This window comes from Roseovarius sp. EL26 (assembly GCF_900327775.1).
Classification (GTDB): domain Bacteria; phylum Pseudomonadota; class Alphaproteobacteria; order Rhodobacterales; family Rhodobacteraceae; genus Roseovarius.
This window is the reverse complement of sequence record NZ_OUMZ01000006.1, coordinates 580,591-598,447: the sequence shown is the minus strand read 5'-3', so window position 1 is coordinate 598,447 and position 17,857 is coordinate 580,591. Positions and strand designations below refer to the sequence as shown.

At 50.6% G+C, this 17,857-nt stretch carries 11 protein-coding genes and 1 tRNA gene; 4 read left to right on the top strand and 8 right to left on the bottom strand.

The window, feature by feature from the left end:
• The 8 genes from D9A02_RS07730 to D9A02_RS07695 all read right to left on the bottom strand — a co-directional run.
• Nucleotides 1-467 (bottom strand): GntR family transcriptional regulator (locus D9A02_RS07730; RefSeq protein WP_120500394.1); only part of this gene is annotated, 467 nt, incomplete at its 3' end.
• Nucleotides 468-722: 255 nt separating this feature from the next.
• Nucleotides 723-796: transfer RNA gene (locus D9A02_RS07725), tRNA-Gly, on the bottom strand.
• Between the two features lie 435 nt (nucleotides 797-1,231).
• Complete coding sequence (locus D9A02_RS07720) at nucleotides 1,232-1,465, bottom strand: hypothetical protein (protein WP_120500393.1); 234 nt, start codon at nucleotides 1,463-1,465, stop codon at nucleotides 1,232-1,234.
• 5 nt (nucleotides 1,466-1,470) lie between these two features.
• Nucleotides 1,471-8,694, bottom strand: a complete 7,224-nt coding sequence (locus D9A02_RS07715; protein ID WP_162932998.1) for a filamentous hemagglutinin N-terminal domain-containing protein — start codon at nucleotides 8,692-8,694, stop codon at nucleotides 1,471-1,473.
• Nucleotides 8,695-8,806: 112 nt separating this feature from the next.
• A complete protein-coding gene (locus D9A02_RS07710; protein ID WP_120500391.1) occupies nucleotides 8,807-9,301 on the bottom strand; it encodes a DUF2846 domain-containing protein in 495 nt (164 codons plus the stop codon).
• 26 nt (nucleotides 9,302-9,327) lie between these two features.
• Nucleotides 9,328-10,191, bottom strand: a complete 864-nt coding sequence (locus D9A02_RS07705; RefSeq protein WP_120500390.1) for a tetratricopeptide repeat protein — start codon at nucleotides 10,189-10,191, stop codon at nucleotides 9,328-9,330.
• Between the two features lie 202 nt (nucleotides 10,192-10,393).
• Complete coding sequence (locus D9A02_RS07700) at nucleotides 10,394-12,097, bottom strand: ShlB/FhaC/HecB family hemolysin secretion/activation protein (RefSeq protein ID WP_120500389.1); 1,704 nt, start codon at nucleotides 12,095-12,097, stop codon at nucleotides 10,394-10,396.
• Nucleotides 12,098-12,103: 6 nt separating this feature from the next.
• Nucleotides 12,104-14,452 (bottom strand): filamentous hemagglutinin N-terminal domain-containing protein, encoded by a 2,349-nt coding sequence (locus D9A02_RS07695; RefSeq protein ID WP_162932997.1) that lies wholly within the window; start codon nucleotides 14,450-14,452, stop codon nucleotides 12,104-12,106.
• 177 nt (nucleotides 14,453-14,629) lie between these two features.
• On the opposite strand from D9A02_RS07695, the gene D9A02_RS07690 reads away from it, so the two are divergent.
• From D9A02_RS07690 to D9A02_RS07670, 4 genes are all read left to right on the top strand, one after another.
• Nucleotides 14,630-15,118, top strand: coding sequence for an invasion associated locus B family protein (locus D9A02_RS07690; RefSeq protein WP_120500387.1), 489 nt, complete (start codon nucleotides 14,630-14,632; stop codon nucleotides 15,116-15,118).
• Nucleotides 15,119-15,891: 773 nt separating this feature from the next.
• Entirely contained in the window at nucleotides 15,892-16,143 is a 252-nt protein-coding gene (locus tag D9A02_RS07680) for a hypothetical protein (protein ID WP_120500385.1), read from the top strand.
• 3 nt (nucleotides 16,144-16,146) lie between these two features.
• Nucleotides 16,147-16,608 carry a hypothetical protein gene (locus tag D9A02_RS07675; RefSeq protein ID WP_120500384.1) on the top strand — a complete coding sequence of 154 codons (462 nt, stop codon included), beginning with the start codon at nucleotides 16,147-16,149 and terminating at the stop codon, nucleotides 16,606-16,608.
• An 89-nt stretch (nucleotides 16,609-16,697) separates the two neighbouring features.
• Nucleotides 16,698-17,849, top strand: a complete 1,152-nt coding sequence (locus D9A02_RS07670) for a phenylacetate--CoA ligase (RefSeq protein WP_162932996.1) — start codon at nucleotides 16,698-16,700, stop codon at nucleotides 17,847-17,849.
• The last annotated feature ends 8 nt before the right edge of the window (nucleotides 17,850-17,857 follow it).

The window sequence follows — 17,857 nt, the reverse complement described above, 5'->3', positions numbered from 1 at the left end:
GTATAAGCGGCWTGCTCAGCCTGTGGTAGGGCGGCAAGATTGATCCAGCGATCCTCATACTGATAGGGATGGTCATCCGCAGAATGCAGGCACGTCAAATGCAAAACGGCCGCCTCCGCCGGCAGTCCCAACCGGGCACAGAGCCAAGCAGGGGCGGGACATGTAGTGCGGTTGATCAATGCAAACCTGTATCGCTCGCCACGTGCCTCAATTTCTTTGCGCACCACCGGAACCTCAAACGTGGCCTGCTTGCGCGGTACGTCCCGCACGCGCGTGCCCGCCTTGCGACGGCGCACAACCAGCCCTTCTTCGGCCAATTCGCGCATGGCCCGATTAACCGTGGCCCGCGCGCAGCTGAACTCAGCACAAAGCTCCATTTCATTTGGAATCAAAGCACCGGGTGGCCATTCGTTTTCAATGATACGTCGCCGCAGCTCATCCCTGATATCACGAAACGCCGTTTTCATCGCTACCCTCCTGCCCGACCAATGTAGCCCCGCAATCGCACTTTTGTATAGACAATAAAGGTTCGTAGCAGCAAACCGCTTGCGGATTGATTAGCCCATGAAGTCAAAGGAAGATTTCTGGAGCGGGCGGCGGGAATCGAACCCGCGTCATTAGCTTGGAAGACAAACGTTCAAAATCACATAAACCGCATATTATCAATGCATTAACAAAGGTTAAGTTTTTCTTTTGCAGGTAAGTTGTCGGAAATGAATTTCTGGAGCGGGCGGCGGGAATCGAACCCGCGTCATTAGCTTGGAAGGCTAAGGTCTTACCACTACACAACGCCCGCTCAACAGATTCACCTGATATTTCATGGAGGAAAGGAGGTCAACCCTACCTATGAGCGAGACCAGCAAAATCTAACCCGTTTCATAAAAGCCCGCCGCTGGAAATTGTGTACAGGTTGTACGCGGGTTTGGTACGCAAAGGAGGGGCGCGCGGACGGAGTGGTGATGCAAGGCTAAGGGACGGCCATCAGGGTGAGCGAATGACGTGAAGTTCCATGGCACCCAAAAGCGGTGGGCAAATATCATCTACCCTACGGCTCGCTGACATCAATGCCGCGCTCGGCCAGCATATCCTCTCATTGCCGAAGCGAGAGCCCATAATGGATCCGCAACTTCACGGCGAAACGGATGACATCACGACTGGATTTGAAATATTTAAATGGGCATCTACTGGTCATACCGATACGCTATCCCTGCCCCGAACACGGCGCAAGCGGTTAACTTGACAATGCCCATATGATATTCATTTGCCAATCGTCTAGATTTAATAACGCATCTTGCTTAGTTAAAAACCAATTATCGAACCCTTCATCTTCATTTTGTGGGTTTGAAAATACGAGATAGTAGCCACCTGTATCTTCGCGGTCAAAGATCAATTCAGCTACCCAGCCGATTTGAATATTGTCCTGAGTTCCTGAATCCTCAACAGTGCCCTTAAGTAAAGTTTCCACCTATCTCACTCCGCCAATGGGATGTGGTTGTTTGCGGTAATTGTTCGCCCATTTGGAGCAACCGTCTCTAAATGTAGATGGGGAACATTTGGCGCGTGATTGCCCGCGAGCGAATTGCTATCAATTCTGAACTGGCGTGAGTTATCAGCATTTCTAAACACTCCTGGTGCTATCTCACGATACCCATCTCCAAGCCATTTAAGACCCGTTTCTAAAGCTTCATCAGAATTCAGATTGAAGCTACTAGTTAAATTACCTATTCCAGCATTTGTCTCAGCGATAACCCCATCAACATGCTGCCAGTTTACGTTGTCAATATTAGTGACTGGTCTATTTGTAGCAACACTAACTACCTGCCCGGTATTGTCAACAACATCGAAGCCCTCATCCGTCTTACGCAGAACGCCTGTGACGAGCCCAGTGCCTTTCGAAACCAGAACCGTAGCTCCTTCAACTATCTTGCCGCCAACAACTTCAATTCCAGCAACGCCACAAGCCGAAACGTTTCCGCCAGCAAGGCAGGCTCGTACCGCAGAGGCTGCGCCAACCGGTGCAAGGATCATTCCTATCTCGTTAGCTGAGACCCAGAATTTATTCCATTGATAAGGCGCGGTCTGCTGAAAGGCGTTAAGGCAGTCCCGGCTTCCTGCGCTCGCACATGACGCTGCGGAATAGCTAGCGTAGGACTCGATCAAATCGGGAGACGCGATAAGATGAGCGTCGGGCCCAAGCAGGGCTTGCAGAACCTTCGCAGACGCCAAATTAGGGTCTGCAGGCCAATCTTTGTGGAAGTTTTCCGGACCTAGGGCGACGATTCGGTCTTGTAGGTCAATCGGAAGGTTATTCTTCACAAGGTCAAGTAGGCCCTTAGCGCAAGCCGCAGAGTCGCCTGTGCAGCCGGCAAGATACTCCGCCGTGTTATCTCTGGAGAGCGCATTATATTCTGTCTGCGTTCTCGAAATACAGGCATTGCGACCACTCCCCGAAAGCGCCGAACATCCCGCCATTTTTTCTAGGTACTCAGTCCACTCAGTATGTTTGAGATAGTTATTCTGATAGGCAGAATTCGCCACAGCAGATGCAACACTAACATTCTCAGCATCGCCACCAGAGAAGACATAGCCAGCGAGAGCGCCGAGCAACTGTGCCGTTTCGACATTGCCTATTTTACCATTCAAATAGCCAGCGTAAAGGCCTTGCGCGATACCACCAGCCGCACCGGCTCCACAGCTCGCCCCTTGCAACTCAGCAGCGGCACATCCAGCTGTTCCGTGAAGTAAGATATGCCCAATAGAACCTTCTCCCCCATTAGCACCTTTTTCGAAAATACCTCCGATACCGTTCTGTGCATCTGCCAGCCCCAACGAAACAACAGTTCTGACCAATGACGAGGTAAACCCTTTACCAAAGTCGGTACCATAGGCCACGGAGTTGATGCCGTTGGAGATCCCGGCATCCAATGCACCGTCAAGGACACTGCCTAGGTTCAATTGAGAGCCTTCGCCGAGGAAGGAACCAAAACCATTAGGCAGGATGCCATTGAATGAGCCGATCTTGCCGAATTCATCTGAGTTGGAGAAGAGTTTTTCAGCCAGACTTTTGCTATTGGCCGCCCCCTCAACATTGCCTGAGGCCTGCAGGTTGAGCGAGGCGGTCAGGTAAGAGGTGCCACTCGCGACGACCGCATCCTTGAGGATTTTGCCCATATCCAGATCGCCAGACACCGTGCCATTGGCAATATTGATTGTGGCCGACGCCGCAGCCGCAACCACGGCATTGCCCGCAGCCGTCAATGACCCACCCGACACCAGACCCGCAGAGGTCGCTGCCGATGCCAATGGTCCGGTCAGAAGTGCTCCATAGCCTGCGGTGACCGCGATGGTTGCGATGGCGATGAAGGCCGGGGAGAGGGCTTTGGTTTCGTCGAAGAAATACTCATCCAGCAACACCTGATCGTGCAGGATCAGGGCCTGCAGGGCGGCGATTTCTTCTGGGTAAATCTCGGTCAATTCGGGGGTGTCTTCGCCCTCATACCGATAGAGCGTGACATGGGTGTCGCCGCCAACTGTCACAGTGAGATTACCACCTGCGTCAAAGCTGGTGTAGGCGGCGGTTTCTTTCTCTGAGTTTTCTGTCAGAGTGGTGGCCAGAACGGCGCCAGATTTGCTCTCAAAATGCTCCTTGCGGATGCTGCTGATTGCCGCTTCAATCCGCAGATCACCGCCAACGTTGATGTTGAGATCCTGCCCTGCTGACAGCTGTGTGCCGATCAGGGTGGTGTTCCCACCCGATTGAAGGCTGAGGTTCAGCGCGGCCAGGGCCGCAGTGCCAGTCTGAGTGGTGTAGTTGATCAGCGTGTTGCTGCTGGAATTGATCAGGCCACCCCAGCTGGAGGAGCTGTTGATATACTGCTCATCGTGGGTGTCCGTGTAGGTGCCAGCATAGATGTTGCCCTGCGTGGCCGAAAGATTGACGCTGCCCTCGGTACTGGTGAATCGGGTGCCTGCCGTTGTCAGGTTGCCGGTTTCAGCTTCGACCTTAACGTCACCCTTGGCGGTCAGTGTGGTGCCAATGTTGGTGACATGGGTTTGCGAGATGCGCGAGCTTTTGGTGCTCAGCAAGCTACTTTTGTAATAGCGGTAATCATAGCGATACACATTCTGGCGTGCACCCAGTTGGACGTTGTTTTTGGCTCCCAGGTCCAGCGCACCATCTGCGTTGATAACCGCGCCAAGCAGCACAGCATTGTTCCCTGCGTAGGCCTCAAAGTCGCCACCGCTGTTGATGTACGTCGGGGTCGAGATGATCTGAACTGTATCAGTTCCATTGTTCACATCGCCTTCTTTGAAGGTAATCGTTGACACCGGTGCAGTCAGGTTCAGATTTTGGTTGGTCGTGAGGGACACATTACCGCCGGCCGTCGTCTGAACACCGTCAAGGGACAGGTTGCCCAGCGAAGTGATTTTCAGATCCCCGCCTGTGTTAATGCGTGACAGCTCGTGTGAGGTCACATTTTGGCCATTGCGCAGCTCCCAGTTCTTCGCTGACAAGGTGCCAAGGATGTTGTTCGCTGCAGGCGTCCCAATGGTATAATTGCGCGCAATCGTGGAAATCTTCGTCGCACCAAACGAGGTGATGCTGGTATCACCTGAGCTGTTGATCAGAAGATCGCCAGCAGTAAAATTACCCCCACTGGTAAGATCAATATCTGTGCCACGAATGGCGGCATCCCCTGCAGTGATCCCCCCCAGACCTGTAACTGTGACCTGATCTTTTGCATCAATATCCGAAGCCGCGACCAAAGCGTTGTTTTTGGCCCAAATGGTCAGGTCTTCCTGCGCTGTCAGGCGATTGAAGGGCGATCTGGATTTTCGCCCCGTGGCCGTGGCATAGCGCCAGGCTGTGGCGTCCAAGAATTTATCTTGCGTCGCCTTGTCATCTGAGATCAGGGCCTTGGAGGTTCCCTCCTCTGTAAACGCAGTAAACTCTAATATTCCATCCGAATTGACGGCCAGCGACTTGGCAACTGCCTCAGCTGCATTTTTCTGTTCGACAGCGGACTGCAGTGTGTTTGCTCTGGCTTGAGCAGCATCATTGAGCTGGCTGGTCTGCGAGTTTGCAAATTGAGTGTGAATTGCAACCAAGCCACCTTGGACCGCCGCCGCCAGATGCGGCGCATGCCAGGCACGGATATAAGCAGTGAGTTGCTGATATGCTTGCTCATTCGCAGCCACACGCGCATCATAGGTCGCTTGAATCTCGGGAAGCTTCGGCGTGCCCTTATACCACTCATTGGCTTTGAATGCGTCTGCAGTCAGCGCGGCTGCCAAGCTTGGGGCGCCAGCGTTGACTGTACCTTTTGCCACAAATGAGCTGCCCAGCTCTGCCTCCAGCGCCTCTTGGTCACGCAAGTTTTGTACGACATTTGTGGCGTCAACAAGTTGCGTTTCAAAGGTGGTGTGAACTGTCTCTATCTGCGCCGCATATTCGGCAGTTTGTGTTGCAAAAGCCGCCTGCAGCGCGGCAATCTGGTTTCGCAATGCTTCGTCTGAGTACAATGCCGTAGCCGCAGCAACGTCTAAAGCGTTTTGTGTTGCAGCTGTTTGCAGAGCTGCAGTCCGGTTGTTCAATGCTACTTGATTAGCCGCATTTTTCAAATTCACATAGTGAGCATTGGGAACTGTGGCCCAGTACGCAACTGTACGATAACCAGGCTGTTTCCCCCCAAACCATTGCTGCCTATGCCTAAGCACCTGATGTGTCAGCAAATGATCATAACTGGCGCGAATAGCAGCAAGACGGTTTTGATAGGCTTGCTCGTGGCTTGCCTTTGCTGCGGCATAATCTCCTGCCACAACCACAAGTGCGGCATCTATAGCTGCTTGTTGGGCCGCGTTACCTACAACAGTGTCCGCAACCAAAGCCTCTAGAGCCTCAGTCTGCGTTTTAACCTGGACATTGTAACCCGAGATTTCATCCCACAAGGACCCCAAACCTGTCTCAAGCGTTGTCTGCAAAGTAGTGTAGGCCTCGTTGGCCTCAGTCGTCAGATCGGCAAGTGCCCCACTGTCGATAAGCGACACAAAGGATTGCACCCCAACAGAGCGCGCCGCATCTTTGATATCAGCGCCACTTTCAGCACGGCGCAGGGCTTCCACTGCGGTCAGCAGGTTGTCTTCTTCTAGGAAGGTCGCGTAATCAGCCGTTTCATTGACGAACTGCCCTTGGAAATCCTCAATATCGGCCGCGTCTTCCAGCTTGGTGAACGTGATCACATCACCGCGCTGCGTTTTGACCGTGGAGGGAACATCAACGGTACCGACAGGGATGATCTGATTTTCCGCGATATCATTGGAGGAAATGTAATCAGTGTTGCCGACCAGAACATTCCCGGTGGCCGATGTCAGGTCCAGATCTTCCGACGCCAGAAAGCGTGATCCGATGATGACGACATCTTCCTTCGCATCAACATCAATGGTTTCAGCAATTAAATCTGTGTTTTGAACAGCCAGATTATAAGTGTTATCTGTTTGCTGGACGGTTGTCTGCGTGCATCCTCCCCATTTTGCGTTACAATTCGTATTTATTGTCTTGTCATAACGGACAAAGTTCCGCTCATCATCAGTGTAACTGAAGAAAAGCGCCTGACCATCCGCATCAATATCAATGTCGCGGCCTGCGGAAATTTCCGACCCCTGTGAGACAAAATCGCGGTCAGCATCGACAGTCACATTGCCATACAGTGATACGATCCGACCCGGAGCAAGGATGTTGTCCTCAGTACCGTGCAACTGCCAATCTTGAAGTGTCTGGTAGCCGATGGTCGTACAGGTTGTCACATGATCGTGTTTCCCGCCTGTGTGGCAAGACTGGATCGGAACATTATATCGAATGTTGACTGCAACATTTTGCTGCGTCGAGTAGTTCGATCTTTTCAACGAGTTGATGATATCATTACCAGCGGTCAGGCTGATGTTATTTGCAGCAGCCATATTGCTGCCGCGGTTTTCAATATTCCCGTTGATGGCCGTAATCGTAAGATCATTGCCTGCCAGAATCTCGGCCGCGTGGAAGTCAGTTTTGTAGCCACAGTTTTGCCCGGCACACCCCTCAGCGGCTGTTAGGCGGCTGCGCAGTGCCAGAAACTCATTGATTACGTTTTCGCTTGCTTTGAGAACAACATTATTGGTGGCGGCAATCACGCCGCCTTTGTTTAAAATATCGCCATCCGTCGCTTCGATACTCACATTCGTGCCGCTGGTTGTCGCCCCATCATCGATATATTCGGCGATGATTTCATGGGCACCTGCGCGCGCGATCAAAGTTGCGGCAATATCCGCCTGCTCGCCACCTGCTGCCAGTTGCGCATAATAGGTTTGCAGATAGCTTTTAAGCACCGGGTCAGTATAAATGTCATACTCTGTCGCGATTTTGCGTTCCTGCTTGAAGACGCCTGCAACGGCAACAAAGTCACCATCAGCCAGCAAGAAACCGTTGTTTGTGATCGAACTCACCGGAGCGTCTGACCCTTCAGCCCGCTCAAGCGCTTTGAGCGTGATTGTGGATCCGGAGATTTCACCCGCAATGACAGCAAAATCTTTGACCGTAATTGCGACGTTCCCATCAACGCCTTCACCTTGGCCCGTAACCAAAGTACGGCCGTCATAAAGCGTGAAGCTATCGCCATTGATGATGACATCACCACCAGCCGTGAGATCTCCATATTGGCGGATGTCCCCACCATAAAGAGTGACCCCTTCCGTGACAGTAATATCGCGGTAAAACAGGTGCCCCGTAGAATGCGCCTCGACAGATTGCGCATTGATCTCACCATAAAGGTTCACGCCCAGCTTTTCTGCGTCCACGTTCACAACGCGAACCTCGCCTGAGGTCAGTGTTCCAGCTTCACTGGCATCTACGGCGAACGGAGATGTCTTTGCATCAGTCCAAACCCCCGCGACAATGTCGGTGTCTGACAGCTTATCAAAATTCAAACTGCCTGCCCGTTGTACACCTCCAGAAATCACCAGGGTGTTTTCCGGGTTCTGCTCATTGGTCGAAACAGCCCCATTTATGTTGACATGTCGGCCAAAAACACCACCCTGCTCACCGGCTTTAAAGCCATCAGGACCAATTGTGATCGTACCCTTGGAAACCCCAAGACCCACCTGAGATCCATTTATGGTAGGTTTGCCCGTGGTCAGGATTGAACTGGATGTGTTGATGAAATCACAGCCATTACAGGTGATACCATTCGGGTTGGCAATGATCACGGCGGCTTTATCGCCGAACACTTCGACCTGGCCATTAATTTGCGAGCGCGAAGCAGATGTAACTTCATTCACAATCGTTTTGGCTGTCGTGACAATACCGCCTGAATTCGCGGCCTCAGAAACAAACCTTTGGTTCGCCGTCACGCCTGCTCCGATCACACTGACGCCATCAACACCAGAATTATTCAGGATCAAACCTTTGTCATCGACGTTGAAATCATCGTATGTGTTGACCGAAACGCCGCTTTGCGGCGGGGCAATGTTAATCACCGGTGTGCCATTGCCGGAAGACGTTATAAAACCCGTCCCCGGAGCGGACGCATCGCCAATGAGCAGGGCTTCAGCATAAACCTGCGTAAAACTGCTCACCACGATTGAGAAAGACGACACAAGTGTCACCGCCCCGTGGCCGATCTTTGCAATTCTCTTTTTGGTTTTGCTTGTGATGTTAAACATGCCGTACCCTGTACTTTGTCTTGCAATCAAACGACGGAGGAAGTGATCAATTAGTTTTGGTATTGCTGCATTCCCCATCATCCTGGGAAATGCATATTTTTGTGGTGGGTCGTTAATTTGCTGCTATCTGATTAAGTTTTGCAGCCTTTGGGGCCGCCTCATTGGCAGAAACAGAGACAAGCTTCGCCCCACCCACGACAAGGCCCACACTAATCGAGCAGCGCACGTAAGCTGTTCCACCTTTTGGAACAGAAACAGTCAAAGCTTTTTCGGAAAGAGTTTTCGCTGTCAGCTTATGCGTTCCAGGGCTCACTTTAAGTGTTGTCGCGCGGCCGGGTGTACATTGAGCAGCTTCTTTGCCATCAACAAAAACCTTTGGCTGAACCGCAAATCCACCATAAGATGTGCGATAAATCACAATTTTTGTTTCACCATCTGAGGCCAGAGGTGCTGCAGGTTTCACGTCGTCAGGCTGCGCTGAATTTGTGTCGATCGCAGCAGCAGAACTCGTCTGGGTCGGTTTCTCCGATGTTTGAGGCGTCTCAGTGCAAGCACTCAGAAACGCAGCCCCCACCAGCAAAGCCATTGTGCATTTCAAGCTTTTCATTCCATATTTCTTTCTGATTTATGTTGTTATTGCGGTTGCTGCGGCCGCCAGGCCTTCGCCAGTTTTTGCGCTGATGTGATTTCCTCAGCCGACATCGCCAGCTCAATTCCCGCCCGCGCCTCACCTGCTAGTGGATGATCCAGCGCAGCTGCAATATTGAAATAAGAATGCGCTTTCACGATGTCCTGTTCAACGCTCAGGCCCGTCGCAAAAGCTTGACCCAAGGCGTAGAGGCCAATTGGATTGCCCTCTGCAGCAGTTTGTTGAAACAGCTGAACCGCACCATCAACGTCCTGCGCGAGGTATTTACCCTCGAGCAGGCCATTGGCATATTCATTCTTTGCACCCAAATGCCCCTGCTCGGCAGCCATCCTAAACATATCATAGGCGGCCACTTCATCCTGGGCTGTACCTTTGCCCTCACGTAGCAGGCTGCCGCAGTTGAAGGCGCCATTGGGGTCACCAAGTTCTGCCGCCTCGCACACTAGCTGCGCCCCCCGCTCAAAGTCCTGCAAAACGCCCTGCCCTTGGATATGCAATACACCCAAGCGATTTTTGGCAGGTGCCGAACCTCTCGAACTGCCAGCCAAATAAAGCGCAATCGCCGCTTTCATATCAGGCGCACTACCAAGACCAAGCTCAACCATGCGACCCAGATAAAAGGCGCCATCGGCCTCACCGTCCTTAAACGCCTGCGCAAGCCCTTCGGATGCCGCCTCATAGTCTTGGGCCTCAAGTGCGGCTAATGAAATCTCAATCAATTGCGGTGATACAACAGCGTTTTCTTCAGAATCCAAAACTTCAGATGTCTGAGCACAGGCACCGGATGCAAAAGTCACCACAGACATAACTGCCGCTGCTTGCACGCCAAACCGTATCGCTGAAATCATCACTCACACCCTCATTCACTGATATATTACGTACAAGACACGCGTGTAAACTCTACTTAAACCAGAGCTCACTTCAAAATCGAGTCATTTTTTGCGGATTGGGAAGTTTATTAAGATTTTGTTAGGAAATGAGTATATCGGGGATCTCTGATGGCACAAACTTCACGCGTGAGAATACAATAAATGAGCAATTTCAGAAGAATTAAAACAAATCATATGAGGCAGACAGCAATGCCTGAAACTCTCCATATCGCTGGCCACCTTGATCTACTAAAGGTGCTGCAAGCGTGCCGCCAATGGTCCAACGCCCCACTTCCAAATTCATCCCCGCCCCGACGCTAGCCATTTTAAACTCTCTGCGTAACGGTTTTGAAAATACATACCCTAAGTCCATAAATATAAAGGATCTTGCTCCGCCCTGAGCTTTTCCCACAGGACTCCAAAGTTTTGCATCCTCTAATGGTTTCCCCCACTTTCTGATATCAATCGAGCTCGCCTTAGATTGCAGTTCAGTTCGGATATAGAAACCTGTATCCCCCGAAATGCTAAACCCATTGTAACCACGAACTGAGTTCCAGCCGCCAATTGAAATTTGTTCTTCAGAAAACAGCGGCTGGTCTGACATCTGACCAGTAAAGCTGACAACCAATTGATGACCTTTTTCAAAGGGGCGAATGTAGTTTAAGCTTGTCTCTAACTTAGTATATTCCACCCTAGGCGTTCCAAAGACCGGATTTTCTGGATCTCTATCCGATCCGAACGCACTCGACCCAAAGGTTAGTGATGTATCAGCCGCAATCAAAGATTTCTCCAACCTATGTTCATTGCGAAACCCAACACTGAATGCAGATCGGTTCTGCGGAATCAAAGCAGCAATGTTGACAAAGCGCTCATTCCAGTAGCGGCTGACAGCCCCATAGGCATAGTACTTTGAACGCTCATTTCGAAACAATAACCGTTCGGCTCTTAAATTCGCACTGGCAGTTTGCGTGAAGAGATCAGAAAATAGTGACAAGCTCTCCAATGATTCCGAATAGGAAGCACTGGCTGAAAATAGCCATTTTCGGTAGGGTACAGATCCGCTGAAAGCGATGGCATTGCTATTGCGCGATCCTGAGTACGACAAATTGAATGTGTCATTGACTCGCAACAGATCGTCAACAGCCAAGTTTAACCGCAGCTGTGCCTCGGCCCCCTCTTCAGTCCCCTGATTATCAATCCCAATCGAGGCACGTACCGTGTCGACTTTTTGCTCGGTTACAACAACCTGGCTGGTTCCGGGCTCTTCACCTGCGCTCAAATTGGCACTTGCCCGTGAAGAACTCAGGCGGTTGATTTGCTCTAAACCGTGCTCAATGTCGCGCAATTGAAAAACATCGCCTTCTTTTGCTGGAAAGGCGAACTTCAATTTCCGAACAGGCGCTTTAATAGGCTTCCCATCTTTATCAACACGATTGTAAACGAAAGCCTCGATCCGCCCCTCCAGCACATCAATCTTTAGCTTTTTCTGGCTAACATCCTGAGCCGGCACATAAGCTCGTGTCGTGATGTAACCACGGTCAGCATAGTAAGCTGAGAGATCTTGCAGCAGATTACTTATACTCGCTTGTCCCAAACATTGTTTATTGTAACGGTTTATGATGGGTGCAAAATCACTGTCGCTAAACAGCGTCACACCTGTCAGTTTGATATCTTCAATTGGAAAGCAGACCGCCTCAACAACAACGCCACCCGTTTCCTGAGTGGTGATTTCTTGTCCAGTTGTTGCGCGCTCCAATTCTTCGAAGCGTTCACGTCTTTGCTGTTCCTCCAAAATGCGGCGTCCCGCATCTTGTTCTTGCGCCCTCACGATAGAAGTTTGCAATACAAACAGTACAAGGATGATGGAAAGACGCAAAAGTGCCATGAGCGCTTAGAACACATTCCAAAAGAGACCAATCGTCTTTTGGCCAAACGCTGCAGGTGCACTTCCATGTTTGGAACGGATCTGAGTGCCGTCCACCTCAAGCGCGAAAGGTGACTGAATATCCGTGTCTCCCAACACGACATCACCTCCGAATTCAATTTTCCCTAAGAAAGAACGCAACCTGCCAAATTCATTTTGCAAAATAAGATATCCGCCCCGACCGCCGCGACCTTGGAAAAGGCCTGAACGCAGCTCTACCAGAGAGGCAGAAAGTGTCGGTAGGAATTCAGTCAAAGGTGCGTTGAACGAAATACCCGATATTGCATTCATTCTCCCGCCAATACTGGTGATCCTCTCTCCCGCCTTAATGCTCAACTGGCCGGAAGCCGTCAAAGAGCTGTCAAATGTGCTGAGTGTCGATGAGCCTCGTGTTTTACAAAAGAAACGGCATTTTTGAGAAAATTGAAGTTTGCCAATTTGGCGCGCTTCATTAAGAAACGTTCTCTCGGCCTGAATATCAACATTCGCACCAGTGATATCAGCCCCCACATTGCGCACGTTTGCGGCCTTCAAGGTCACATCCCCTGCCCCCAAAATAAAGGACCGTTCGCCGTTAATCTTCTGCTGCCCGTAATCTGCAAAGATGTCCAAATGGCGAGACCTACGGAGAAACAGGCTGCTTGCACGACGCCCGCCCTTATAACGGTTTTGGCTGTATCGATTTCGAATGTCGGTAAATGCCGTTTCATTCCGTATGTCACCTTCTGTCTCGATGCTAATGTTTGCATTGGAAAAGAGACGCCCCGTTGAATTGATGACATCGCCCTTCGCCCGAACGTAAAGATCCTCAATTTGCCCAAAAGCAACCGCCAGGCGTTTAACTGACAGACTTTGATTTAAAAGTTTTCTGGCCGATATAAGCGTCATCCCACCCTTGGTGTCCAAATCTATGAGTGATGCAACGCGGCCCTGCAGCAAACTGCCGTAGTTCAATATGTCGCCTTCAGTTGTTTTGGCAAAAAAGCTTCCCTCTTTTGCAACCAATTCGGTGCGAGCCTGGCTCACATTGTTGGCACCAAATCTGATACTGCTTGCATCCAATCGGATTTCGTTTCGCGCTGAGATAACCGATGCATCGAAACTAAGCGCTCCGTTGGTCAAGGCCCGAAAGTCTTCTGCGACCTCGGCTGAAACATCAGAAAACCCGATTTGAGTCGTCGAGCCCGTGCGTAGATCCCCTGCTGATGTGACCACTAGACCGTCGAAATCAATTCCACCAACGCCATTCGAAATCACATGACTGTCAGTCGCGATCAGCTCAGCTTTCTGGCCAGTATCAGATTGATTGGACGTCAATCGGCCCATCGATAGCAAAGTCACACCACCCGAGGACGCCAGATTATCAGAAGCAATGATCGCACCTTCGATTTTGGCGAAGCCTAAATGGAGATCCCCCGTTTCGGTTTGCAAAACCACACCGCTATCAGACGAGCTCAATTCGGTGCGGTTATCTCTCGTAGACTTGAGCTCAGCTGATCCGCTTTTTATATTCACGGACCCTTTTGAGCTCAGCGTCACACCATTAATTTCGAGATGCCCATTTGCCCCCAGGCGAAACCCACCGGCACCTGCCATGTGATTGCCCGCAATGCGAACCCCAGCCCCCTTGTCAGTAACAGTAACGCTGATCCGGCCGGACGATAAAGCGCTTCGGCGCGTGATATCAACCAAAATTGCATCCGTTGAGTCTTCACCGTGGCTTGTCGCCAGCGCCCAAGGTAAGATACCGCCTCCTGGACGGTCGCGATCAAAGCTCACAACGCTTTCGCCCGTGATGAGGTTCAACCGGCTTGCGGTATCTGATGCATCTTGTTCAATCGCTCCATCGATCCGCAGGGACCGCGAGATCAGCGCCAGTTCTTCCATCGTACCACTGAGCCCGCCAGGGCCAATTTCAATATGGCCTGCGTCAACTGTTGAGGTGATTTGCCCCGAGCTATTGCGCCCAAGACTGCCTGTGGTCAGCGCAACATTGCCCGTGTTGTGGAAACGCCCGCCGTTCACCGTGATGCCATTCGGGTTGGCCACGATAATATCAGCCTTGTCCCCTTGAACACTCAGCGTGCCTTCAATGGTGGTGATATTGGCCGATGTAACTTCATTCAAAATAATTCCAGCACCAACAACCGAATTATCTAAAGTCACACCAGCGTTCGGGACTGAAAACTTTGTATAGGTATTATGGCTGATAGAAGAGCTATCCGCAGGCGCAATGTTCACCGTGATCTGGCCAGAGCTTGGGCTTAGCGTGGTTGCCGTCCCACCATCGGGTACAACAAACTGCTCGGAATACACTATGCTTGCAGGGGTGCATACAGTGACCGCAATACATCCAAAGCTCACTACCTGGAAAGAGCTTTTTTGCAACCAATACCCGAATATTAAATTTTCAAACCAGCGCATCTGGATAAACACTCGCAAAAGTTTTACTCAACCAATGGTCAACTAAACAGAATCACACCGGCGCAAAAGATGAAAAATTTACGAGTAACAGCAATTTTATTCTGTGCTGCAGTTTTGTCCCACAATGCAGTTCTGAACGCCCAAGAAACAACAGAGACTTCAAATATTCAGGTCTTTGATGATTGGCGTGTTGCGTGCGAGCCAGAGCAAACCTGTCGAATGGCGCAAACCGTTGTGCAGCTCCCGGAAAAACGCCTCATTTTACAAGCTAAGATATTCCAAGGAGAGGCGCCGACGCTCTTGCTGACGTTCCCACTTGGCATTTTGCTCAGCACAGGTTGGCAGTATCAGGTTGATGGTGGCAATGCCACTCTGTTGCCCTTCGAGATCTGTAATATCGATGGTTGCCATGTTGGTGTGAAACTTACCCCTAACCTGGTCAAACGCCTCAAACGTGGCAACAGCCTCAACATCATATTTCGTGATGCGGGTAACGCCAAAGTAGAGCCCGTGATTTCTCTCACCGGGTTCACAAAAGCCTATGAAGCGTTGAAATGACATGGACCCATATCGCATCCAATGCGCCTGTCGCATGCATAACAATGCTTGCGCACATATTGATGTTTCCCCTAACGGATTTATCCAATTTGCGTAAGTGAGATTAAGCATGCACCACTCTTTCAAAGCTCTCATACTAACGTTGATCATGTGCAGCTGCGCACCGGTTGATTTACTCTATAAGCCGACTGTCACAAACGCACAGCAAGATACAGATACAAAAACTTGCGCACTGCAGGCGGCAAACGAAGTTCCTGCCAACATACAAAGCCGTTATGTTCCTGCAGTTTATCGTTACGAGCCGGTCTGCAACGGCACCTCTTGTTATAATCGCCAGATTTTGGTGATACCTGCTCGCTGGGAGCAGTATGATGCAAATTCAGGCTTGCGGGCCTCCGCCACCCGCCAATGCATGCTATCAAAGGGCTATGGCCAAATCAGCCTGCCTCGGTGCGAAGAAAACGTATCCCGTGGCCACAAGTTTCCAGGCAATGTTCAAGTGCCAAAAATCACGAAGCAAAGCTGTGTGGTAAGAGATCAATCTAAGGTCTGGCGGATCATAACCCCAAAATAGGGACTAACCGTTAGTAGAGTTTTTAATTCCAGTCGTATCAATCTGATCTCTACCAAAACAATCTACAGAAAACAGACGTGTGTAGGCGCCTGCGCGGTTTTTGAGGTGGCAATTAACCCAGATATTGACACATAGGCTGAAATTGGAGAAAACAATCACAACATGAATCGATTTCACGAGTAAACACTTGAGGTGCATTATGACTACGCTCAAATCTCTTTCAATTGCAGCCACCGGACTTTCGACACTCGCATTGAGTAGTGCTCCCGCTCTGGCTGCAGCGTCTGATGTTGACACTGCGCTAACAGAAAAGCACTTAAGTCTCACTGATCAAGCACTCCATACTGGTTGCGAGCAACCAGCCAACCGGGATTATCATACTGTCCTCTCAGCTTTCAACGATGAGAGCGCGGCTGAATACAAGTTCAGCGGCTGCGGCAGCGCCATCTAATTCATGGCCACAACCAAAGTGCTCGTCCCCGTTCGTAAACCGAGCGGGGATTTTTGTATCTACGAGATCGAACAAGATCATCTGAATTGGCCGGAGATGAGAGAAATCTGGGCCAAGGCAAGTATAGAACGCCCCTTCTGCTTTGCCCCACCGGAAGAAAAGCTCGATGTCTTTTTTTCTTATGCCTGCAAAGCCGCCGCAATGCCCATCAGTCTTGGAACAGTCTTCAATCCAAGCTGGTCGCAGTTGTTCATCAAAACCATCAAACATGATTGTCTGGTGATTTCAGCAAGCCTTTCTTCCTACCTTATTCAAAGCCCGCTTTTTGAACAGATACTCCCCGATTTCAAACAACTCGCAATCATCGGCACGGCATCTGATCATGCCCTTGAAACCCTAAGTGCCAGGCATGCTCATCTGGATATACATATCTTGCCCAATCCTGTGGAAGAGCTCTCCAAATGACCGCATTGCAACGCCTTCAGAATGTCGTCGAATTCGCATATAAAAATGCGTATTCAAGTTGGTACAGAAACGTATGCTTAGCGCACGGATTGACGTCATCTCCCAATGTTTCAACATATGACGAATTTCAAAAACTGCCCATTCTTGACCGAGCTACATTAAACCAGTTCTCACCAGTTGATCGACTTTGTACGCCTATCTCAGCTGTGGATGACATTCGCTCCACCAGCGGCACCTCTGGGCAGATGCCACTGTTTTACTTCAGAACAACGGGGTATCGCCATATGGCGCGCGTCTTGGTTCAGGCGGGCGCACGGCGAAAGATTTACCTTTGGGGATATCAACACGTCATCACCCATGTTGAAAATGATCGATTGGAAGGCCTCCAAACTGTCATCTGTGACCCTCAACAATTGCCTCAACATGTCCCATTAGTGTCGGCCATGAAGGCAGACACTCTTGCAGGCACCCCCTCTTTGCTGTTGCTCTTTGGGCAACTGCTCGACAACATTGATGACCGCTTACGCATTCGCTTTCTAGAGCTCACAGGCGAGCCAGGGCGGCCCCAAACCATGATGGCCTTGAGACAGGTTTTCCCACTCGCAAAAATCTATCACCACTATGCCATGGGGGAAATGGGCCTTGAAACTGGGATACGCACGCCAAAATGTGATCGTCAGGACAGCGGGTATTTTCACCTCAATCCCGAAGGGATCTTTGCCGAAGAACACAAAGGTGAACTCCTGCTCACGCACCTGAATACTCCCACGGCTTTCCCGCTCATTCGGTACAAGACCGGTGATCGTATCAATTGGCTGCGACACGACCGTTGCCAATGTGGCCATGAAGGCATTTCCTTTGAGCTTTCCGGTCGCTCCAATGTTGATTTTGTCCGTATCGCCGGCGTTGAGCTCCGATATGATGAAATCGCCGGCCTGCTCACACAATTCGACGACGCACTAGAGCCCTATCTAGCGGTCGAGGTCTCCGAGCATATATCAGACGCTAAGCAACAAGTTACGCTCATCCTCAAAATCGTTGCAAAAGGCGCAGCTACACTCGGCACCGAACAGCTCGCGGAACAAATATGCGGGGTAGTTTCACAAAACCTCAAACTGTCAGCAACAACACGTCTGAAAGATATGATCGATGCTCGTTATTTTACGTCGCCAAAGGTCAAGTTCTTACCCGAATTGCCAGTTAGCACCAAGGCACCAGGCATTAGACTGGTAGAACGCTAGGGTGTGGA